The organism is Pseudomonas tensinigenes, assembly GCF_014268445.2.
GTDB classification, from domain to species: domain Bacteria; phylum Pseudomonadota; class Gammaproteobacteria; order Pseudomonadales; family Pseudomonadaceae; genus Aquipseudomonas; species Aquipseudomonas tensinigenes.
In genome coordinates, this window is sequence record NZ_CP077089.1 from 1,575,845 (window position 1) to 1,595,966 (window position 20,122).

23 protein-coding genes are annotated in these 20,122 nt (G+C 59.8%); all 23 read left to right on the forward strand.

Features of this window, described 5'->3' with window-relative positions; translation table 11 throughout:
• The first annotated feature begins 3 nt into the window (after positions 1–3).
• The 23 genes from HU718_RS06835 to HU718_RS06945 all read left to right on the forward strand — a co-directional run bounded on the left by HU718_RS06835 (position 4) and on the right by HU718_RS06945 (position 20,070).
• Complete coding sequence (locus HU718_RS06835; protein WP_095119273.1) at positions 4–612, forward strand: phage baseplate assembly protein V; 609 nt, start codon at positions 4–6, stop codon at positions 610–612.
• Positions 613–626: 14 nt separating this feature from the next.
• Positions 627–959: a phage baseplate protein gene (locus HU718_RS06840; protein WP_095188860.1), complete on the forward strand. Its 333-nt coding sequence runs from the start codon at positions 627–629 to the stop codon at positions 957–959.
• On the forward strand, positions 956–1,951 hold the full coding sequence (locus HU718_RS06845) for a baseplate J/gp47 family protein (protein WP_186612508.1): 996 nt from the start codon (positions 956–958) through the stop codon (positions 1,949–1,951). The genes HU718_RS06840 and HU718_RS06845 overlap by 4 nt, the downstream gene beginning before the upstream one ends.
• A complete protein-coding gene (locus HU718_RS06850; protein ID WP_110720153.1) occupies positions 1,948–2,583 on the forward strand; it encodes a phage tail protein I in 636 nt (211 codons plus the stop codon). Before HU718_RS06845 ends, HU718_RS06850 begins: the two co-directional genes overlap by 4 nt.
• Positions 2,584–5,034, forward strand: coding sequence for a phage tail-collar fiber domain-containing protein (locus HU718_RS06855; protein WP_186612511.1), 2,451 nt, complete (start codon positions 2,584–2,586; stop codon positions 5,032–5,034).
• A 26-nt stretch (positions 5,035–5,060) separates the two neighbouring features.
• Positions 5,061–5,600 carry a DUF4376 domain-containing protein gene (locus tag HU718_RS06860; RefSeq protein ID WP_186612513.1) on the forward strand — a complete coding sequence of 180 codons (540 nt, stop codon included), beginning with the start codon at positions 5,061–5,063 and terminating at the stop codon, positions 5,598–5,600.
• 85 nt (positions 5,601–5,685) lie between these two features.
• Complete coding sequence (locus tag HU718_RS06865) at positions 5,686–6,108, forward strand: phage tail protein (RefSeq protein WP_095119268.1); 423 nt, start codon at positions 5,686–5,688, stop codon at positions 6,106–6,108.
• An 84-nt stretch (positions 6,109–6,192) separates the two neighbouring features.
• Positions 6,193–6,378, forward strand: coding sequence for a hypothetical protein (locus HU718_RS06870; RefSeq protein WP_007908808.1), 186 nt, complete (start codon positions 6,193–6,195; stop codon positions 6,376–6,378).
• A gap of 2 nt (positions 6,379–6,380) precedes the next feature.
• Positions 6,381–7,547 (forward strand): phage tail sheath protein, encoded by a 1,167-nt coding sequence (locus HU718_RS06875; RefSeq protein ID WP_186612515.1) that lies wholly within the window; start codon positions 6,381–6,383, stop codon positions 7,545–7,547.
• Positions 7,547–8,053 carry a phage major tail tube protein gene (locus tag HU718_RS06880; protein ID WP_186612517.1) on the forward strand — a complete coding sequence of 169 codons (507 nt, stop codon included), beginning with the start codon at positions 7,547–7,549 and terminating at the stop codon, positions 8,051–8,053. The genes HU718_RS06875 and HU718_RS06880 overlap by 1 nt, the downstream gene beginning before the upstream one ends.
• A gap of 169 nt (positions 8,054–8,222) precedes the next feature.
• Complete coding sequence (locus HU718_RS06885) at positions 8,223–8,804, forward strand: phage tail assembly protein (protein WP_186612519.1); 582 nt, start codon at positions 8,223–8,225, stop codon at positions 8,802–8,804.
• A 129-nt stretch (positions 8,805–8,933) separates the two neighbouring features.
• Positions 8,934–11,159 carry a phage tail tape measure protein gene (locus HU718_RS06890; protein ID WP_186612521.1) on the forward strand — a complete coding sequence of 742 codons (2,226 nt, stop codon included), beginning with the start codon at positions 8,934–8,936 and terminating at the stop codon, positions 11,157–11,159.
• A complete protein-coding gene (locus HU718_RS06895) occupies positions 11,159–11,542 on the forward strand; it encodes a phage tail protein (protein ID WP_102902635.1) in 384 nt (127 codons plus the stop codon). Before HU718_RS06890 ends, HU718_RS06895 begins: the two co-directional genes overlap by 1 nt.
• Positions 11,535–11,747, forward strand: a complete 213-nt coding sequence (locus HU718_RS06900) for a tail protein X (protein ID WP_150706098.1) — start codon at positions 11,535–11,537, stop codon at positions 11,745–11,747. The genes HU718_RS06895 and HU718_RS06900 overlap by 8 nt, the downstream gene beginning before the upstream one ends.
• A gap of 9 nt (positions 11,748–11,756) precedes the next feature.
• Entirely contained in the window at positions 11,757–12,788 is a 1,032-nt protein-coding gene (locus HU718_RS06905) for a phage late control D family protein (RefSeq protein WP_186612523.1), read from the forward strand.
• A 142-nt stretch (positions 12,789–12,930) separates the two neighbouring features.
• The gene (locus HU718_RS06910; RefSeq protein ID WP_186612525.1) at positions 12,931–13,515 is read left to right on the forward strand and encodes a phage tail terminator protein; all 585 of its coding nucleotides are present in this window, start codon (positions 12,931–12,933) and stop codon (positions 13,513–13,515) included.
• Complete coding sequence (locus tag HU718_RS06915) at positions 13,512–13,691, forward strand: DUF2635 domain-containing protein (protein WP_007908782.1); 180 nt, start codon at positions 13,512–13,514, stop codon at positions 13,689–13,691. Before HU718_RS06910 ends, HU718_RS06915 begins: the two co-directional genes overlap by 4 nt.
• Positions 13,691–15,187, forward strand: a complete 1,497-nt coding sequence (locus HU718_RS06920; RefSeq protein ID WP_150706101.1) for a phage tail sheath subtilisin-like domain-containing protein — start codon at positions 13,691–13,693, stop codon at positions 15,185–15,187. Before HU718_RS06915 ends, HU718_RS06920 begins: the two co-directional genes overlap by 1 nt.
• Before the next feature lie 67 nt (positions 15,188–15,254).
• Positions 15,255–15,602, forward strand: coding sequence for a phage tail tube protein (locus HU718_RS06925; RefSeq protein WP_186612527.1), 348 nt, complete (start codon positions 15,255–15,257; stop codon positions 15,600–15,602).
• Positions 15,599–15,895 (forward strand): phage tail assembly protein, encoded by a 297-nt coding sequence (locus tag HU718_RS06930; RefSeq protein ID WP_007908778.1) that lies wholly within the window; start codon positions 15,599–15,601, stop codon positions 15,893–15,895. Before HU718_RS06925 ends, HU718_RS06930 begins: the two co-directional genes overlap by 4 nt.
• A 130-nt stretch (positions 15,896–16,025) precedes the next feature.
• On the forward strand, positions 16,026–17,801 hold the full coding sequence (locus HU718_RS06935; RefSeq protein ID WP_186612529.1) for a phage tail tape measure protein: 1,776 nt from the start codon (positions 16,026–16,028) through the stop codon (positions 17,799–17,801).
• Positions 17,788–19,023 carry a DNA circularization protein gene (locus tag HU718_RS06940; protein ID WP_186612531.1) on the forward strand — a complete coding sequence of 412 codons (1,236 nt, stop codon included), beginning with the start codon at positions 17,788–17,790 and terminating at the stop codon, positions 19,021–19,023. Before HU718_RS06935 ends, HU718_RS06940 begins: the two co-directional genes overlap by 14 nt.
• A gap of 3 nt (positions 19,024–19,026) precedes the next feature.
• Positions 19,027–20,070, forward strand: a complete 1,044-nt coding sequence (locus HU718_RS06945; protein ID WP_150706104.1) for a phage baseplate assembly protein — start codon at positions 19,027–19,029, stop codon at positions 20,068–20,070.
• Positions 20,071–20,122: the final 52 nt, after the last annotated feature.

Here is a 20,122-nt window from a genome sequence, read left to right on the forward strand (position 1 = left end):
CCGATGTTCGACGCATTACTGCGTATGCAGCTGGGTCCGATCATCGAACGCCTGGCCGAAATGGAAGCGGAAATCGACGATCTGCACCGCCGTGCCGAAAGCTTCTGCCGTATCGGCATTTGCCAGACAGTCGACGCTGCGAGCAACACCTGTCAGGTCAGTCACGGTGGCTTGCTCACGCCGGCCATCAAGTTTTTCAACCCCAGCGCCGGCGCACAAAGTGAATCGCGGATTCCGACGGTGGGCGAGCAGTGTCTGCTGTTCAACTACGGCAGCGGCGAAAGTGGTGCGCAATCCGTGGCGCTGTTCGGTCTGAACAGCGATCGTTTTCCACCAGCCTCTACGATCCCGACGCTGACCCGTCGCGTGCATAAGGACGGCAGCGAAAGCGGCTATGACGACGCCACCCACATCCTGCACTGGCAAAACGGCCCGGCAGCTTTCAGCGGTTCACGCGAATCGCTGGAGCTGAGCATCGGCCCGGCCCGGTTAGCGATGACACCACAAATCATCACCCTGCAACTCGGTGCCGTCGGCCTGACTATCGACGCTTCCGGCGTGCATTTCAGCGGCCCGTTGGTCGATCACCAGGGCCGCGTCATCAGCCCCTGATTCAAGAGCCTCCCATGATCGGAATCGATAGAGACAGCGGGGCCACGGTCGACGACTGGCTGCAGTTTGTGCAGCGCGCGACCCGGGCCCTGACCACTCCGCTGGGCACCCGGCAAAAAAGGCCCCTGTATGGCTCGCTGATCCCGTCGCTGCTGGGGCAGAACCTTGGTGACGACGTTCTGCTTCTGGCCCAGAGCCACGCCGCGCAAGCGTTCTACAACAAGCAAAACGGCATCGACGATTTTCAGCCACAAGTGATCGTCGCCAGCCGTCAGGGCGCCGGTCTGCTGTTGCGCTTCGCCGGCACCTGGAAAAACCGTCAACAAACCTTCGAGGTCGTGACATGAGCATGTTGATCCCCGGCCAGAACCAATTGGCCGAACCCGCGCTGATCACCGTTGAAGCCTTCGAAGACTTGCTCGCTGAGTTCAAGACTTTCGTCGTCGAATACGTCGGGGCGCGTTCGCCGGACAGTGCTGCGAAACTCAGGACCAGTCTCGAGAACGAAAGCGAACTGCTGACCCTGGCGCTTGAAGCTTTCTGCGTGCGGCTGCAAACCCACGAGCGCAAATACAACGCTCGCATCAAACAGATGCTGGCGTGGTGGGCGACGGGCAGCAACCTCGATGCGCGGCTGGCGGACATGGGCCTGGAACGGCAGTTGCTCGATCCGGGCGATCCGGCGGCATTCCCGCCGGTGCCGGCGATTTATGAAAGCGACGATGACGCCCGTTTGCGTTATTACCTGGCGCCCCATGCGCCGGCAGCCGGTTCGCGGATGCAGTATCGCCGCGAAGTCTTCACCCTCGGCGAGCGTCCCACGGTGCAAGTCGAATCCACCGAGGCAGGTGTGGTGAATTTCACTTACACCTTCAACCCGGATGGCCTTGCTGCACAGGTCAAAGATGGTAACGGTCGACGCACCGCGTCGGGCGAAGTGCAGGTTACTGTGCTGTCCCGCGACGGCGATGGCACGCCTTCCGCAGCATTGCTTGAGGGCGTTCGTCAGCACTTCGCGCGGCCTGATGTACGACCGGAAACGGACCTTGTTACGGTCAAGGCTGCTGACATTCAGCGCTACAAGATTCGCGTTGTCGCCAAAATCAATTCCGGCCCCGATTCGGGCCTGACCAAAGTCGCCGCGCAGCAACAATTGCAGGCCTACGCCGACAGTTGCCATCGCCTCGAAGGCCGGGTCGATCCGAGCTGGATCGACTACACGCTGCACAGCGCCGGTGCCGTGCAACTGCAGATTCTCGAACCGCTGGCGCCGATCGTGACCACGGCGTTTCAAGCGCCGTATTGCACGGCGGTCGAGGTTGAGGTGCTGACGCTATGAGTGAAAAAACTCAGCGCCCAACGCTGCTGCCGGCCAACAGTTCGGCACTGGAACGAGGTCTGGATCTGGGCTTTGGCGCTTTGCTTGATCGCATCGCACCGCCGTTCCCGGAACTGATGAACCCCGCAGAAACCCCGGTCGCCTTTCTGCCTTATCTGGCAGCGGATCGTGGCGTTGCCGAATGGAGCACCGCCGCACCGGAAGCGGAAAAACGCCTGACCGTCGAACTGGCCTGGCCCACCGCGCGCCAGGCTGGCACTCGCAAGGCGCTGGAAAACGCCGCCAAGGGTTTGCAACTACGCCCGGAAATCCGCGCCTGGTACGAACAGACGCCGCCAGGTGCGCCGTACAGTTTTTCCGTTCGCGCCTTCAGCGACCAACCCTACAGCGAAGAAATCGACGCCCGTCTCGACCGACGCCTGGCGGATGCCAAGAGCGAACGCGATGTGCTGACGGTCTCGGTCGGCTTGAGCGCTTTCGGCAATCACGTCATCGCCGCCGCGACGTTCTGCGGCGAACTGACCACGGTTTATCCGGTGTTCATCGAAGGGCTGGAAACCTCGGGAGAGGCGTTCATGGCTGCCGGCATGTACACCGTCGAAACATCCACTATTTATCCTCAGGGGGCCTGAATGGCTGACTATTACACCCTGCTCACCAACGCAGGGATTGCCTACGAAACGGCGTGCAAGGCCGCGGGCACGCCGATCAAGTTGACGCAGATTTCCGTCGGTGACGGCGGCGAGGGCGGGGTCTACAACCCGGCCGCGACCGCCACTGCGCTGAAACGCGAAGTCTGGCGCGGGCCGCTCAATGCGTTGTTCCAGGACGAGAAAAATCCGAGCTGGCTGCTCGCCGAAGTGACCATTCCGCCGGATGTCGGCGGCTGGTATGTGCGAGAGGCGGGGCTTTGGACTGATACCGGGATTCTTTACGCCATCGTCAAATATCCGGAGTCGTTCAAACCGGTTCTGGCCACGTCGGGTTCGGGGAAAGAGTTCTACATTCGCTCGATTTTCGAGACGAGTAATGCGTCGCTGGTGACGTTGTTGATTGATGACACCGTTGTTAAAGCCACCCGTGCCTGGGTCATGAGTTATCTCGCCGAAGAACTCGGCAAGCTCGATGGCAAGCAGTCGGTGCGTGTTGCTGCGACTGGCAATGTCGTGTTGAACGGTGCGCAGCAGATTGATGGTGTGGCAGTGATTGCCGGTGACCGTGTGCTGCTGGCGAATCAGACCCTGGCCAAGGATAACGGCCTGTGGATTGTCGCGAACGGCGACTGGGTGCGGGCAACCGATGCCAACAGCAGCGCCAAGGTCACGCCGGGCCTGACGGTCATGGTCGAGGAGGGCACAGCAAATGGAGATTCGTTGTGGCACCTGACCACCAATGCGCCGATCACCCTCGGCACCACGACGCTGACGTTCAAGATGCTCGCGGGGCGCACCGGGATTGCTGCCGGGACATACAAAAGTCTCACGGTGGATGAATATGGCCGGGCGACGGCGGGTGCGAATCCTGAGACGCTGGCCGGATTTGGCATCAAGGATTCGTACACCAAGGCTGAAGTTGAAGCGCTGATTGCCAAGGCGTCGGCGTTGCCGGTGGGTTCGATTGTCGCGTTCCCGGTTGATGCACCACCACCGGGCTTTCTGGAGCTGGATAACAGCGTCAAGAGCAGCGCGACTTACCCGGACTTGAGCGCTTATCTGGGTAGCAGGTTCAACAAGGGGGATGAGGGGGTTGGTAATTTCCGTTTGCCGGAGGCGCGCGGGGAGTTTTTGCGCGGCTGGGATCATGGGCGCGGAGTGGATGTCGAGCGAACTATTGGCAGCCAACAGGCCGCTACGGCGGTTTGCGCGGGGGATGCCACGAAAACATCGCAAGTAGTGGGCAGTTTTTATAACACGCAGGATGACAATGCAGCAGCCTTCAAAGCCCGATTGAATTCAGATGGTGATGCCTCCCTTGCAGGTATTTCGCTGTCCTACGCCGCAGCTACCGGCAGCAACGACATTGCGAATACGGCAATCACTGTCCGTCCGCGCAACATCGCCGTCATGTGGTGCATCAAAGCCTGGAACGCCCCGGTCAATCAGGGAACCATCGATGTCGCCGCACTGGCCAAGGAAGTAGAACGGCTCAAATCCTCCGTTCCGGTTGGTGCTGTTCTGGCATTCCCGACAGGCATCGTCGCACCCGGTTATCTGGAGCTGGACGGCAGTGTGCAGAGCATTGCGACTTATCCGGATCTGGCCGCCTATCTCGGCACTGTCTATAACAAAGGCAATGAAGGCGCGGGTAACTTCCGATTGCCGGAATCGCGCGGTGAGTTCCTGCGCGGCTGGGATCATGGGCGTGGAATAGACGTCGGACGAAACGTCGGCAGCTATCAGGCCGGTACCAAGACTCAGGGCGACAACGGGGATGCACCAGCTGTTCAAGGCATTGGCAACTCCAATGCTATCGACGCAGATCCGGCACCTGACTTCACAGGCGATATCTACTACACAACCACGGGTGCAATCGCCCAAAGCTTCAGCGGTTCTTACTGGAAAACCGTGCGCCCACGCAACCTCGCCGTCATGTGGTGTATCAAAGCCTGGAACGCTCCGATCAATCAGGGAAACATCGATATCACTGCGCTGGCGACTCTGGCGCAACAAGCTTCCGAAAGCAATCAAGGCACAGCAAAAATCGCCACCCAAGCCCAGACAGACGCGGGCACTGATGACAAAGCTGTAGTCACCCCCAAAAAAATGCGTTGGGGGTTTTCAATTGGCATTTCTGAGAACCTGGGCAGTAGCTACGTTGTATTTCCGACGTGGCTCGGAGGATTGATCATTCAGTGGGGAATGACGAACGCAATCGCATCCGGCGCAAATTACCTCCAGGCCTTTCCGGTAGCGTTCCCGTTGTTCGTGCCAGCAGTGTTTACGACTTATCCCAATGCTGCAGTGGATGCGCCGACAGGCTCGACCTATATCGGGCAGGTTCGAGCTCAGAGTAGGGCGAACGTGACCATTCGCAACATTGGCCCCACCCCGGCACAATTTTATTTTCTGGCTATCGGCCGTTGAGGCCGAGAACCAGTCGAGGGTTAGCTATGAAGTTCGCAACATTTAGTGAAACCGGTGAGTTGACCGGACGTTATGACTCGGCCCTTCACTCAGTCATTCCTGAACAAGCGGTCGAACTGAGCGATGAAGTTTTTCTCGCCACCAGAACCGATCAAACGGGTGAGTGGAGGCTGGTCGATGGCGAGGTCGTAAAAGTACCCTTTGCAATAGCTGAGCCGAATTACCCCGAACTGTTCGCGAAAACGCGGTTCTTGCATGAAACACACGGTATCGCTATAGAGGGATTGAATATAGAAACATCTCGCGACAGCCAGGCGCTGATCGCCAGCACAGGTCTGTCTGCCATTCTCGACCCCGAGTATCGCTGCAACTTCAAAACCCTCAATGGTTTTGTCGAGATCGGCGCCGAGCAGATTCTCGCCATTGCCAAGGCTGTGCGCAGCCATGTCCAGGCCTGCTTTGATCGCGAACTGGATTTGCTCCGGGCCCTCGAGGCGCGAACTTATAAAGATGAAATGCTCGCTGAAGGTTGGCCGCTCTCGCCACCGATCACAGCGCATCAGTAAACGCCCCATTCTCTGGGGCGTTTTCATATCTGGCCACTCACGAGGGTGGTTTTAGAGTCGTCGTTAATCACACAAGGAAGAACCTATGTTTTACGCACCCTCCACCGGCGGTTTTTACGATCCAGCCATCCATGCAGAAATTCCAGGCGATGCAGTTGAAATCTCGCGTGAGTACTGGCTTGAGTTAGTGAACGGGCTGTCTACCGGCAAGATGATTGTCATGAATGAAAATAACTATCCGGTGCTGATTGATCGGCCGGGGCCAACACCTGCGGAACTTGAGAGCATTGAGCGCTACTGGCGCAAACAGCAGATCGCACTCACTGATCCCGTGGTCAACCGTCATCGTGACGAGGTGGACCGTTGGCCAACCCAGCTGACCCCGGCGCAATACATCGAGTTGCAGAACTATCGCCACGTGCTGCGCATCTGGCCGGTCGGCGGTGAGTTGCCCTTGAGCGAACACCGCCCGGCTGCGCCGGAGTGGCTCGCTAGCCTGCCCGAATAAAAACGCCCCGCATTGTCGGGGCGTTTTCTTGTCCCCCCAAGCCCCTCCCGTAGAGGGGCTTGGCCGTTTATGGAGAAACGAAAAATGGCAACCCGCCAAACCTACACCGTGCTCGTCCCATTCCCCACCGGCGGTGGGCACTGGTCGAGCATCGGTCAAGACCTTGATCTGCTCGACGTCGAGGCCAGTGCCTTGCACTTCGCCGGTCGACTGGAACTGAAAACCCCAACCACCCAGGCCAAAAAGGCCGCTGCCAAGAAGGCTGACTGAACATGGCTGAGGTTCTGAACTTCGAGCACAACGGCATTACCGTCAATGCCACCGAATCCCCCGAGGCCATGGGTGGCCTGGGTGATAACGTCATCGGTCTGGTCGGCACTGCGCCGAAAGCCGATCCGCTGATTCCGCGCAACGCACCGTTCCGCATCAACAGCTTCACCACCCACGCGCTGCTCGATCCGACCGGTTCCGAAGAAGGCACCCTGTATCACGCGGTTTACCAGATCCTCAAAGTGGTCAAGGTGCCGGTCTACGTGGTGATCGTCGAAGCGGGCGCGACCCCGGCCGACACCGTTAACGCAGTGATCGGCGGCGTCGATCCAACCACCGGCCGCAAGCTCGGTCTGGCGGCGCTGGGCAGCGTTCCGGAAGACCTGACCATCATCGGCGCACCGGGCTTCACCGGCACCAAAGCGGTGGCCAGCGAGTTCGCCTCGTTCGGCAAGCGCATCAAGGCCCGGGTGGTGCTGGACGGCAAGGACGCTTCGGTTGCCGATCAAGTGCTGTACAGCCAGGAACTGGGCGCCGCCGATCTCGGTTTCGACCGCTGCCTGGTAGTGCACAACTTGCCAGCGGTGTACTCGAAAGCAGCGAAGAAAAACGTTTTCCTGTCGCCTTCCAGTCTGGCGATTGCCGCACTGGCCAAGGTCAAGCAGTGGGAGAGCCCGGGCAATCAGGTGACCTACGCCGAAGACGTGTCGCGGGTCGTTGAATACAACATTCTCGACACCTCCACCGAAGGCGATCTGCTTAACCGCTACGGCGTCAGCTACTACGCCCGCACCGTGCTTGGCGGCTTCTCGCTGCTGGGTAACCGCTCGATCACCGGCAAGTTCATCAGCTACGTCGGCCTCGAAGATGCGATCAGCCGCAAGCTGGTCAAGGCGGGCCAGAAAGCCATGGCCAAGAACCTCACCAAGTCCTTCATGGATCAAGAGGTCAAGCGCATCAACGACTGGCTGCAAACCCTGGTCGCCGACGAAACCATCCCTGGCGGCAGCGTGTATCTGCACCCGGAACTGAACAGCGTCGAGAAGTACAAGAACGGCACCTGGTACGTGGTTATCGACTACGGCCGCTACGCGCCGAACGAACACATGGTTTATCAACTCAACGCCCGCGACGAAATCATCGAGCAGTTCCTGGAGGACGTTCTCTAATGTTTACCAACCGCGTAAGACAGGCCATCGCGGCCACCCTGCAAGGCCTGCCGTTGTCGGCGACTGTTGAAGAATTCACCCCGCCGAAAATTGAATTCGATGTGGAAGAGATGCGTGGCGGGCGCTTTATCGTTGAAGAAATGGCCAAGGGCGGCAAAGCGCTCAACGCCAAGCTGACCCTGCAAGGCCTCGGCGCCGAAGTCATGCTCGCACTGGGTGTGAAGCTGGGCGACGACATCCTGCTGAACGTGCGTGAAGCCGGTCAGGGTCAGGATGGCAACACCTGGTTCACCTACCACACCGTCGGCGGCAAGTTGAAGTCCCTCGAAGAAACTGCAGTGAAAATGGGTGAAAAACCCAAGACCAATCTGGAGCTGTCCTGCCGCACCTACAACCGCCTGGAAAACGGCGTACCGGTGATCGACATCGACGTGCGCACCCAGAAGTTTGTGCTCAACGGCGTCGACATCCTTGGTGATGCGCGTCGTGCGGTGCTGATGCCGTAACCCGTTACACCGCAAAACCTGTGGGAGCGAGCCTGCTCGCGAAGCCTTTGGCACATTCAACATCAATGTGACTGAACCACCGCTTTCGCGAGCAGGCTCGCTCCCACAGTGGGCCAGTGTGACTGGCAGAAATTGAGTAACCCCTCAAGAATCACCAAGGAATTCATACATGTCGTGGATGCCACCCCAGCATGACCTGTTGTCGCCGATCACCGGCGACGACGGTTCGCAGATCGAATCGATCCAGCTCAAACCACTGTTCTACGCCGCGCAAAAAGAAGCGCTGGAGCGCGCCGGCGATGATGAAGACGATCAGTTCTTCGAACTGGCGCTGCTCGCCACCGGCCTGTCGGTCAAGGAACTCGACCAGCTCAAGCGCCCGGATTACGTCAGCATCGCCCAGTACGTGCACGAGATGTCGACACGTCCTGCGTCGTACTTTCTGGAGCAGGTCGAAGATGCGGAAAAATCCGCTGATCCCGATCAGGTGCAACTGCTGCAACCGCTCGCCGTGACCGGCCGCACCGTGACTTCGCTGAGCCTGGAAATGCCCGTGCTGCGCGCGACCAAAGTGATGAAGAAACTGAAAACGGCCAAGGAACGCGCCGAGTTCATCACCGCCCATTGCACCGGCCTGATGATCCCCGATCTGGCCCTGATGACCGTCCCGGACTGGACGCAATTGCAGGTGCGCATCGACGATTTTTTAAACCAGCCGGCGGCCTACTTTCGGAACGCGACATCGAAGTAATCCTCGATATCGTCCCGCTCATTTACCCGGTAAGTGAAGCGGAGATTCTGGAATGGGACGCCGAAAAGGCGTTGCGCCGCTACGACATAGCGATCACTCGCCTTGGCGTGAAACAGGAGTAGAGCGGCAATGGCAGAGAACAGATATGCGCTCACATACGCCGGTGAGAGCGGCAATACAACGGGCGGATTAACACTGCCCGACAACCTCGGAAAACCGCTGCAGGATTTGAACCTGACACTGGCCTTGGCAAGCGTGGATATTCGTTTGCTGACCCAAGAGCAGATCAAGCTGCGCGAACTGTTGGTCAGCCAGCGATCGCTATTCAAGGTTGTGGCAGCAGCCCCTGCTGCCAATAGTGAGCCGAAGTCAAAGCTCAAGGCGGAGGTCGAGCAGCGCTCACCCCCCAAAGCCATGCAAGCGACGATGGCACAGCAGACCTCTTTGTCTGAACTCAACAGAGTTCTGAAACTGGATAAAGATCAGCTTGAGGCGCTTTCACAAGAAACCCTGAGGATGGCCAGCGAGAAACAGGTTGCTCCCAGTGGCGCCACCGGCGTCGATCTGCTGCAGGTGCAACTGGCTGCGGCCAAGTCGGGGGTGGGTGAAGGCCTTCAACCCGAGCTTAAAGTTGCCGCCTTGACCGACTTCGCTCGTGACGCGGCGATCAACGCTTCGGCGTTCGGCGTTGATGTGAAAACAGCCAGCGAGATGATGCTGGCCTGGCAATCCGCGATGAACCTTGATCGTGGCAAGAGCCAAACCCTGGCAGATGCGACCAACTATCTGGGGCACAGCACGCTGGACGCGACATCGGCGGACATCGGCTCGGTCGTACAGAATGTTGGTGAAAAAGCCGTCGCTGGCGGACTCACGCCGGAGCAGGTCGCGGCACTGGCCGCAGCGTTTTTGAACAGCGGTGTCGACAAGTCCGCAGCGGGAGCCGGGCTCAACAGTCTGATGACGGTGCTAGCCAAGGCCGATACGGCCACGGATGAGCAGCGCACTGCCTGGGCTTCGCTGGGCAATGGACTGGGGCCGGAGGCAGTCGCCACTGGCATGAAGACCGATGCGTCGGCGACCATCATCAAGGTCATGGAAGCCCTCAAGGACAAGAAGCCCGAAGAGAAGGACGCTTTGACCAAGACCCTCTTCAGTGGCAACGACGCCATTCTCAAGTTGCTGAAAAAACCTGAGGACGTGACCAAGGCGTTCAGTCTGCTGACTGTGCCGAATCCCGAAGCCCCGTCGAAGCTCGATTACGCCGGGTCAGTTGCCAAAGACGCTGAGCAATTGGGGGGCACCTCGCAAGGACGCGTCAATGCGCTGGACGCCAGTGTCACGCGGTTGTCTACGGCCGCTGGCGGCGCACTTACCAATGCGTTCGATGTTGTGGTGGTCTCTCTGGATGCTGTCGCCAGTGGCATGGCCCGTTTTGCCGAGGAGCAACCCAGGGCGACGGCGGCGCTGCTAATGTTGGGCGGCGTTATTGCCTTGTCCCGGGGCGCGCAAATCAAAGCCGCCACGACCTCGATCATTCGCGGTGCGGCGACAAAATTGCTGACGACGGCAGGCGCCGGTCCTCTTATTGATGTTCTGGATCAGCCTGCCAGCGCTGGCGACACCGGCAAGCCCGACAAGTCCGCCAAACCCGACAAACCCGACAAGCCTGAAAAAACTGACAAACCCGAAAAAAACGGCAAGCCCAAAAAGCGCCGAAACCCGGCCAAACCCAAAGCCTCCGTCAACCTCCCATCTGTCGAGCCGCTAGCACCAGAGCAACCACGCCCGACATTGCGCAGCCGTTTCACCGACGCCAAATCCCTGGCCAAGGGATTCAGCAAAACCAATGCACTGCTGACCGTGGCCGCTGCGGCTCCCGATGTGTTGAAGGGGCTGGAGGAAGGCGATAACAAACTGGTCGGCGGTGCGCTGGGTTCAGCCGGCGGCAGTCTGGCCGGTGGTTATGCCGGTGCGGTTGCCGGCGCGATGATCGGCAGTTTCATTCCCGTCATCGGCACGGCCATCGGTGGTGTGGTGGGCGGCATCGTCGGCAGTACGATGGGCAGCATGGGCGGTTCTTGGCTCGGTGAAAAACTGGCACCGGCCTCCGACAAACTCGCCCCGCCGGCAGACGTCGCCAAAGAACTGCCGAGCGCGCAGACGCAAAACCAGCAGGTGAGCTTTTCACCGTTGATCCAGGTCACCTGTCCGGCTCCGGACACGGCTGAACAAATCCGCACAATCATCGGGCAGCAACTGAGTGGACAATTCCACGGCCAGTTCCTGCCGCTGTTGACCAACAACCCACTCGCCACCCGCCGTGATGCAGCCCTGACCGATGGAGCCGCCTGATGAAACAACAAATGGCATTAGGCAGTTTCATCTTCGGCCTCTCGCGCCAATTTGCGTACCACACGTTGTTGCGCAAGTCCGATGGCGGCTGGACGGAAATACAGATCCTCACCAGCAAACCGAAATCCAGCCAGACCGGCCAGAAGCCGGAAACCCTGACCATCACCGGCAAATCGATGTACGCCGTGGCCATGGATCGGCTCGATGAGTTGCGCGCCTTGCAGGCGCTGCGTATTCCGCTGCCGCTGATCGATGGCATTGGTCGCAACTGGGGTCTGTGGCGGATCAACAACGTTCAGGAAACCCAGACCCAGATCATCGATGACGGCACGGCGATGGTCGTCGATTGGGTCATCGAATTGGCGGAGTTCAACAATGCGTAAGGTTCGAAGCGTGGCCGGTGATTCGGTGAATCTGCTGCTCTACCGCGAAACCGGGCGCAGCGACGATGCCGCTGAAGAAGCCCTGTGGAAGCTCAACCCGACCCTGGCCGAGCACGGCCCGGTTCTGCCCGCTGGCATCTGGGTCGTGCTGCCTGAACTCGACAGCAAACCTGCTGTGATCAAAGCGCTCACGGCCTGGGATTAAGGAGGTTGTATGGCATTGGGTTTTACCCCGGTCGTGCAGATTTATGGCGCAAACGCGGATCTGCTCAACCAGCGTCTGATCAGTTGGGAGCACATTGATGCCGCCGGTATCGAGTCGGATCAACTGACCCTGACCATTGATCTGGAAGGTCTCGAAGGGCTGCCAAATCTGGGCGGGAAAATCGGCCTGCTGGTGGGTTACCTGGAAATGGAAGAGATGGTCGACAAGGGCCAGTTCAAAGTCACTCGCCTGACACCGACGCTGTTTCCGTTTCGCCTGACCCTGGTGGCCACTGCCGCGCCGTTCAGCAAGGATGACGAGACCGGCTTCAAGCAGCGCCGCACTGCCAGTCATGGACCGACGACGCTCGGTCAATTGTTTAGCCAACTGGTGTCGCAGCACGGTTTTTCATCGCGTGTCGCTGCGGACGTGTCGATGATCAAGATCGCCCACGTCGACCAGTCCAATGAAACTGACATGGGCTTTCTGACGCGGCTGGCAAAGAAGTACAACCTGGTCGCCAAACCTTATGGCGATGCGTATGTGCTGGCGCGGCCCGGTCAGATCAAATCAATCTCGGGGCAGAAACTGCAGGATGTGACGTTGTCGGTCACCCACGACAATCGTCCCGGCGATCACGCCTTCATCAGCGCCACGCTGGAAGAAGCCGCCCGCGAACAGGCCAAGGGCTGCAAGACCTGTTTTGTCGATGCGGTTACAGGCGTTTTGCACTGGGTCGAAACGGGACTTGCGCCGTTCAAGACCATCCGCCAGAAGCAACCCAACGAAGCGGATGCCATCGCCGTCGGCGAGGGCGAAGTGCGCAAAATGCTCCGGCAAAAGTACAAGGTGAAGATCACCTGCCCGGGCGATCCGCGGCTGGCGGCTGAAGGCCTGGTACTGCTCGATGACAGCTGGCCGGACTTCATGCGCGGGCGCTGGTCGATCGACAAGGTCACCGCCAGCGGCAATCGCGAGAACAGCTATCGCTGCCTGATCGATGCCAGCGGCCTCGATCCAAAGGCTGAATCCAAAGACTGACGACACAACTCCCTGTGGGAGCGAGCCTGTTCGCGAAGAGGCCGGAACATCCAGCATTGAAGGCTACTGAGACACCGCTTTCGCGAGCAGGCTCGCTCCCACATTGGGGCCTGCGCAATTCTCATCATTCTGGAACACCCCCATGAAGATCACCCCGATCCTCACGCAATTGCGTGGGCAATGCCCTGGCCTTGCCAGTCACATTTCGGTGGGTGTCGATCTGGCGCTGCTACAAGGCAACCCGGATCTGCCGACACCCTCGGCCCACGTGCTGCCACTGGCCGACTTGGCGAGTGAAAGCACCACCCAAAACCTCACCACCCAACCGATCCGCGACCGCTTCGAAATCGTCCTGGCGCTTGACGCCACCGACGCTACAAAAGCGCTGGATCTGTTGCACGACCTGCGCGCCGAACTGTGGCGTGCGCTGGTGGGGTTCAAGCCCGACAAAGACTACAGCGCCATCGTTTACGACGGCGGCGAAATGGTCTCGATCAACAGCAGCCGCGTGTTCTACCGGCTGCGCTTTTTTGCCGAGTTCCAGCTTGGCCGCAATCTGCCAAGTCAGCCTGCGGAGAGTTGGCACGAACGTGAACTGGACGGTTTGTCGTCCTTTACCGGGGCCACCGTGCGGGTCGATGCGATCGACCCAGCCGACCCCAACCTGAAACGCCCGGGCCCCGATGGGCGCGTGGAAATGACTTTCTCTGGAGACGTAACCCCATGAGCAATCGCATCACCGTACTGCCGGCCGAAGGCCGTGTCGTACCTGACCCAGAGGCGGGCGATCTGCTGCCGCTGGAAGGCCGTGAAGTGCTGGACAGCGCCTGGTGGCGCCGACGTCTGGCCGACGGCGACATCACCCTCAAAACCGCACCAGCCAAACAAAAGGGAGCCAAATAATGGCGATCGGATTCAGCAACATCCCCGCGGACATTCGTGTACCGCTGTTCTATGCCGAAATGGACAACTCGGCCGCCAATAGCGCGAGTTCGACCCTGCGTCGCTTGATCGTCGCTCAGGTCAACGACAACATCGCGCCGACCGAAGTCGGCAAACTGGTGTTGGTCTCCAGCGTTGCGCTGGCCAAGAGCATCGGTGGTCAGGGCTCGATGCTCGCCTCGATGTACGAGACCTTCCGCAAGGCCGACCCGATCGGTGAGATCTGGTGCCTGCCGCTGCACAACACCGAAGGCGCGATCGCCAAAGGCGTGCTGACCCTGACCGGTACCGCGACCCAGGCTGGCGTGCTCAACCTGTATGTCGGCGGCGTGCGTGTGCAAGCCACCGTGGTCAACGGTGCCACCGCTGCCCAGGCAGCCACTGCACTGGCGCAGAAAATCAACGCCACGGCCGACCTGCCGGTCAGCGCCGCCGCTGCCGAAGGTGTGGTCACCCTGAACGCCAAATGGACTGGCGACAGCGGTAACGACATCAGCCTGCAATTCAATCGCCTGGGCAAGAGCAACGGCGAAGACACCCCGGCCGGCCTGACCACTGCGATCACTGCCATGACTGGCGGCGCCGGTGTGCCGGATCAAGTGGAAGCCATCGCCGCACTGGGTGACGAGCCGTTCGAATTCATCGCACTGCCATGGTCCGATCTGTCGACGCTCAACACCTGGCAAGCGGTCATGGATGACAGCACCGGTCGCTGGTCGTGGGCCAAGCAACTGTTTGGTCACGTCTACAGTGCCAAGCGCGGCACTGTCGGCACGCTGGTTGCTGCCGGCCAGGCACGCAACGACCAGCACATGACCATTCAGGCGCTGGAGCCGGGCGTTCCACAACCGTTCTGGGTGCAAGCCGCCGCACTGGCTGCACGCACCGCGGTGTTCATCTCTGCCGACGCTAGCCGTCCGACCCAAAGCGGCAGTCTGCCGGGTGTTGATCCGGCACCGGCCAGCGAACGCTTCACCCTGACCGAGCGTCAGTCGCTGCTCAACTACGGCATCGCCACCGCGTATTACGAAGGCGGTTACGTGCGCATCCAGCGCTCGATCACCACCTACCAGAAAAACGCTTACGGTCAGGCCGACAACTCCTACCTGGACAGCGAAACCATGCACCAGTCGGCGTTCATCGTGCGCCGTCTGCAAAGCGTGATCACCAGCAAGTACGGCCGGCACAAACTGGCTTCCGACGGCACCCGTTTCGGCGCCGGCCAGCCGATCGTGACGCCAGCGACCATTCGCGGTGAACTGATCGCGCAGTACGCCAAGCTCGAACTGGAAGGCCACGTCGAGAACGCCGAGCTGTTCGCCGAGCACCTGATCGTCGAACGCGACGTGCAGGACCCGAGCCGCGTGAACGTGCTGTTCCCGCCGGATTACATCAACGGTCTGCGCGTGTTCGCACTGCTCAACCAATTCCGTCTGCAGTACGACGACGCGGCCTGATAAGCGCGTTTGACGGCAAGTTTTCAGCCCACCGCGTGTGGGCTTTTTTATTCAAGGGAGTAACACCATGGGTCAACTGATTGCAGGCACCTGCTACGTCAAAGTCGACGGCGCACAACTGACCATCAATGGCGGCTGCGAAGCCCCGCTGATGGCGGTCAAACGCGAAACCGTCGTACCCGGTTTCTACAAGGAAACCGATATTGCGCCGTCGTTCAAAGTGACCGCGCTGCACACCGCCGACTTCCCGCTGAAGAAGCTGATCGAAGGCACCGACATCACCGTCACCTGCGAATTCAGCAACGGCAAAGTCTACGTACTGGCCGGCGCCTATCTGGTCGAAGAACCAATCTCCAAAGGCGATGACGCCACCATCGAACTGAAATTCGAAGGCATCAAGGGGACCTGGCAATGAGCGGCGCCGTGAAGCTTCAGGTTGCGATCGAAGCTCACGGCGAGCCCCTGACCGAACTCGTCCTGCGCCGTCCGACGGTGCAGGAAGTGCGAGCAATCAAGGCGCTGCCGTACAAGATCGACAAGAGCGAAGAAGTCAGCCTCGACATGGACGTGGCGGCCAAATACATCGCCGTGTGCGCCGGCATTCCGCCGTCGTCGGTCAACCAGTTGGATCTGGCTGACCTCAATGCGCTGAGCTGGGCCGTTGCGAGTTTTTTCATGAGTGCGGCGTCGGCGCCATCACCGACCTGATCGCCGTCGCCTATGACCTGGCCTGGTTCTGGAAGGTTGACCCCGAACAGATGATGGCCAGGCCACTGGATGTGCTCCGCGAATCGCTGGAGCACGCGCAACGGATCAATGCGATGCAGCAGGTGCAGTGATGGCAGACGAAGAAACGAAAGTAAAAACTCCGGTGCTGATCACGGGCATCGATGAGCTATCGCCCAAGCTCGGCGCCCTTCAGGCCAAGGTCGGGAGTTTCAAGAAAAATCTCGAGCAGGTCGGCCTCGACAAACTGGACATCAGCGGACTGTTCAAGGGCGGCAGCGTGATCACGCCGTTCGTGGACGGGATCAAATCGGCGGCGGCGTTTCAGGGCAAATTGACTGAAGTCAGCGACATGGCAAAAACCGTCGACCTGCCCGCCACACCGAAAGTCGCTGCGCAAAACATGAACGTGTTCAGTGCGTCGATGGAAAAGGTTTCCGCAGCCGTGGATGCGGCACTGGTGCCGGCGGTGGGGGCGTTGGTGGTCGGCCTGGAACCGATGCTGACCCAGGTCGGCAGCCTGCTCGCCGACAACCCGAAACTGGTCGAAGGCCTGGCGGCGGGGGCGATTGCTTTCTCCGCCATGCAAACCGCCGTCACGGGTATGACTCAGGTGATGGACGTGATGAGCATGGTGCTCAAGACCAACCCGATCATGCTGATCGCGATGGGCATCGCGCTGGCGGCCGGTTTGATTTATGCCAACTGGACGCCGATCAGCGCTTTCTTCAAGGGCATGTGGGAGGGCGTGAAAAACATCGGTGTGAGTGCGATGGCGACGTTGCGCTCGATCCTTGACTGGCGACCGCTGGATGCACTGGCGGCGCTGTGGTCACCGATCGCGGGATTCTTCTCCGGGATCTGGGACAAGGTCAAAGCGGTCACCGCGCCAGTGATCGACTTCTTCAAATCGGTGTTCTCCTGGACGCCCGCCGGCATGATCCTGGAAAACTGGGCGCCGCTGACCGGTCTGTTTTCGGCGATCTGGGACTTGCTCAAGGCCTTGAGTGTGCCGGTGATGGCGTTCCTCAAAGGTCTGTTCGACTGGACGCCGTTGGGGATGATCATCAACAACTGGGGGGCGATCACCGGGTTCTTTGCCTCGATCTGGACGGCGCTGCAACCGGCGGCACAAGCCATCAAGGACTTCTTCGGCACGTTGTTCGATTACTCCCCGCTGGGCATGATCGTCAACAACTGGGGCAGCATCGTGACCTTCTTCGAACCGATCTGGGCCGCGCTGCAAGCTTCGGCGCAGCAGATCAAAGGCTTTTTCCAGAGCCTGTTCGAATGGTCGCCGCTGGAGCAGATCGCGATGTACTGGCAACCGATCAGCGAAGTGTTTTCGGCGCTGTGGGGCGTGGTGCAAGCGTTGGCCGCACCGGTACTCGAGTTTTTGCACAACATGTTCGAATGGACGCCGTTGGGGCAGATCATCAAGAACTGGGGGCCGATCACCGAGTGGTTCGGCGAGTTGTGGCAAAAGCTTCAAACCGTGATTGCGCCGATCAAGGAGCTGTTCGACGGTGGCTTTGCCGGACTCATCGCCAAGGTCACCGGCAAGGTTGAAACGTTCACCGAAGCGCAACGCCAGACCAATGCCGAAGGCAAAGGTGAGTTGGCGCCGGCGTTCTTCGGAGCAACGCCGCAAGCAGCGGGCAACGGTGCACTGCAAAGTGGTTCGTTGCCACAGAGTTCTGGCGCGCTGATTCAACAAAGTGCAATCAACAACCGCACACAACTCGAAGGCGGCCTGACCGTGCGCTTCGAAAATGCGCCGGCCGGATTGCGCACCGATCAACCGCAAAGCAATCAACCGGGCCTGGCGCTGTCTTCGCGCATCGGCTATCGCTCGTTGTCGGCAGGAGGTTCCAATGAACTGGCGTGACCGTTTGTTGCCGGCATCCTTTCGCGGTGTCGGCTTCTGGATCGATCAGGCGAAAACCCCGGTCGGTCGCAAAGGTCAGTTGCATGAGTATCCGCAACGCGACCTGCCGTATTTCGAAGATCTCGGCCAGCAGGCCAGGATTCACGACGTCACCGCATTCATCATCGGCGCCGATTGCCTGGAGCAGCGCGACAAGCTGCTCAAGGCATTGGAGGCGGGCAGTGGTGAACTGGTGCATCCGTGGCTCGGACGCCTGCAAGTCAAGGTCGGCGAATGCGACATGACCCACACCCGCCAGGACGGCGGGTTGGTGACCTTTACCCTGAAGTTTTATCCCGATCAGCCGTTGCCGTTTCCGACTGCCAGCGTCAGCACGCAGAAAGTGCTGCTGGCCAAAGCCGACACACTGCTGGGTTCGGCGGTGGCGCGCTTCGAGCAGGCGATGACGCTGATCAAGGCTGCGCGGATCGGCATCGCCAATCTGCGCAACAGCCTGACCGGGGTTTATGAGGTGATCAAGGAGCAGCTCAAACCGCTGATCGAGCAATATCGGCAGATCACCGAACTGGTCAAGGCAGTGAAGGAGTTGCCCAAGGAAGTGGCGGCGGAGTTCAAAGGCCTGCTCGGCGATATCAAGGAGCTCAAGGAGTTTGCGAAGGAGGGCTACCGTGGCGTGATTGCCGACGTGTCGCAACAACTCGAAGCCATCCGCAAGGCTGATGCGCCGAAGATCACCACTGGCAAGGACACCAACGCTGCGGCGCAAGCCATGGCCGATCTGGTGCAGGACACGATGCTGGTCAAAGTCGCGCAATGGGTAGCGTCGATGCCAGTGGCGAGCCCCGCCGTGAAGCTGTCGTCGACACCTTCGGTGGCGCAGCAGGCGGATCAACCGGTGACCCGTCAGGAAGTACCGGTGACAGATGAAATGAAAGCGCTGCAGAAAGCGGTCGGGGTGGCCATTGACCCGATGCTGGACAAGGCCGATCCCAAACACCACCAGGCCATCAACGATGTCAAGGAAGCGTTGCTGGCGCATCTCAAGGCAGTGGCGTCATCCGGTGTGCGCCAGGTCACCAAATCGTTCCAGGAAAGCCTGCCGGCGCTGGTTGTGGCCTACAAGCAATTTGCCGATGCGACACGGGTGACTCAAGTGACTCAGAGTAACGCGATGAACCATCCGGGTTTTTCACCCAATGACGTGAAAGTGTCCAGGGAGTGAGCCATGAGCGAGATGGATAACCGCGTCACATTGACCGTCAACAATATGGAATACGGCGGCTGGAAAAGCGTGGAAATCACCGCTGATCTGGAGCGCCAGTTCCGTACCTTCAAACTTGACATCACCTGGCAGTGGCCGGGGCAGACGGTGGACCAGCGGATCAAGCCGGGTGACCCCTGCGAAGTGAAAATCGGCCAGGACCTGGTGCTCACCGGCTACGTGTTCAAGGCGCCGATCAGCTATGACGGACGCCAGATCAGCCTGAGCATCGAGGGCAGTTCCAAGACCCAGGATCTGGTCGATTGCGCCGCCAGAAACCAGCCGAACCAGTGGCAGGAGCAACCGCTGCTGAGCATCGTGCAGGCGCTGGCGATGGAGTACGGGCTGATGGTGGTCAATGAAATTCCCGAGACTGCGCGGTTGACCAAGCACACGATTGTGCCGGGTGAAACCGTGTTCCAGTCGATCGACCGTTTGCTCTCGTTGCTGCGGGTGTTTTCCACCGATGACGAGCAGGGCCGGCTGGTGCTGGCCAAGCCTGGCAGCGGTGGGCGGGCCAGTGATGCGCTGGAGCTGGGCAAGAATATCCTGTCGGCCAACGCCCCCATGGATCAGAGCCAGGTGTTCTCCGAATACCGGGTGATCGGCCAGCAGAAAGGTTCGGACAAGAAGAGCGGGGCGGCGGTCAGCGAGGTTGAATCCAGCGCGACCGATCTGAGCTTCAAACGTCGACGCACCACCATCATCAACGAGGGCACCGCGCTGACGTTCGAACTGGCCCAGCAACGCGCCCAGTGGGAGTGCGCCACCCGTATGGGGCGGGCGCAGACCACCACGTATCGGGTGCAAGGCTGGCGCCAGGCCAACGGTGATCTTTGGCGGCACAACACGCTGGTCAAAGTCACGGATCCGGTGCTTGGGTTCGATGGCGACATGCTGATCTCCAAGGTCACTTATTCGCTGTCGGCACAAGGCTCGGTGACCACGCTGCAAGTGGCGCCGCCGCATACCTTCGATCCTGATCCAACACCCCCGAAAAAAACCTGAGCCTGACTCCGAACCCTGTGGGAGCGAGCCTGCTCGCGAAAGCGCTGGCAGC

Excerpts from the sequence above, each read along its gene's own strand:
- HU718_RS06875 (WP_186612515.1), top strand. The coding sequence starts at position 6,381 with ATGGCTGAGGTTCTGAACTTCGAGCACAACGGCATTACCGTCAATGCC.
- HU718_RS06850 (WP_110720153.1), top strand. The coding sequence starts at position 1,948 with ATGAGTGAAAAAACTCAGCGCCCAACGCTGCTGCCGGCCAACAGTTCG.
- HU718_RS06870 (WP_007908808.1), top strand. The coding sequence starts at position 6,193 with ATGGCAACCCGCCAAACCTACACCGTGCTCGTCCCATTCCCCACCGGC.
- HU718_RS06890 (WP_186612521.1), top strand. The coding sequence starts at position 8,934 with ATGGCAGAGAACAGATATGCGCTCACATACGCCGGTGAGAGCGGCAAT.
- HU718_RS06905 (WP_186612523.1), top strand. The coding sequence starts at position 11,757 with ATGGCATTGGGTTTTACCCCGGTCGTGCAGATTTATGGCGCAAACGCG.
- HU718_RS06945 (WP_150706104.1), top strand. The coding sequence starts at position 19,027 with ATGAGCGAGATGGATAACCGCGTCACATTGACCGTCAACAATATGGAA.
- HU718_RS06880 (WP_186612517.1), top strand. The coding sequence starts at position 7,547 with ATGTTTACCAACCGCGTAAGACAGGCCATCGCGGCCACCCTGCAAGGC.
- HU718_RS06935 (WP_186612529.1), top strand. The coding sequence starts at position 16,026 with ATGGCAGACGAAGAAACGAAAGTAAAAACTCCGGTGCTGATCACGGGC.
- HU718_RS06900 (WP_150706098.1), top strand. The coding sequence starts at position 11,535 with ATGCGTAAGGTTCGAAGCGTGGCCGGTGATTCGGTGAATCTGCTGCTC.
- HU718_RS06925 (WP_186612527.1), top strand. The coding sequence starts at position 15,255 with ATGGGTCAACTGATTGCAGGCACCTGCTACGTCAAAGTCGACGGCGCA.
- HU718_RS06840 (WP_095188860.1), top strand. The coding sequence starts at position 627 with ATGATCGGAATCGATAGAGACAGCGGGGCCACGGTCGACGACTGGCTG.
- HU718_RS06865 (WP_095119268.1), top strand. The coding sequence starts at position 5,686 with ATGTTTTACGCACCCTCCACCGGCGGTTTTTACGATCCAGCCATCCAT.
- HU718_RS06915 (WP_007908782.1), top strand. The coding sequence starts at position 13,512 with ATGAGCAATCGCATCACCGTACTGCCGGCCGAAGGCCGTGTCGTACCT.
- HU718_RS06940 (WP_186612531.1), top strand. The coding sequence starts at position 17,788 with ATGAACTGGCGTGACCGTTTGTTGCCGGCATCCTTTCGCGGTGTCGGC.
- HU718_RS06855 (WP_186612511.1), top strand. The coding sequence starts at position 2,584 with ATGGCTGACTATTACACCCTGCTCACCAACGCAGGGATTGCCTACGAA.
- HU718_RS06895 (WP_102902635.1), top strand. The coding sequence starts at position 11,159 with ATGAAACAACAAATGGCATTAGGCAGTTTCATCTTCGGCCTCTCGCGC.
- HU718_RS06885 (WP_186612519.1), top strand. The coding sequence starts at position 8,223 with ATGTCGTGGATGCCACCCCAGCATGACCTGTTGTCGCCGATCACCGGC.
- HU718_RS06930 (WP_007908778.1), top strand. The coding sequence starts at position 15,599 with ATGAGCGGCGCCGTGAAGCTTCAGGTTGCGATCGAAGCTCACGGCGAG.
- HU718_RS06860 (WP_186612513.1), top strand. The coding sequence starts at position 5,061 with ATGAAGTTCGCAACATTTAGTGAAACCGGTGAGTTGACCGGACGTTAT.
- HU718_RS06845 (WP_186612508.1), top strand. The coding sequence starts at position 956 with ATGAGCATGTTGATCCCCGGCCAGAACCAATTGGCCGAACCCGCGCTG.
- HU718_RS06910 (WP_186612525.1), top strand. The coding sequence starts at position 12,931 with ATGAAGATCACCCCGATCCTCACGCAATTGCGTGGGCAATGCCCTGGC.
- HU718_RS06835 (WP_095119273.1), top strand. The coding sequence starts at position 4 with ATGTTCGACGCATTACTGCGTATGCAGCTGGGTCCGATCATCGAACGC.
- HU718_RS06920 (WP_150706101.1), top strand. The coding sequence starts at position 13,691 with ATGGCGATCGGATTCAGCAACATCCCCGCGGACATTCGTGTACCGCTG.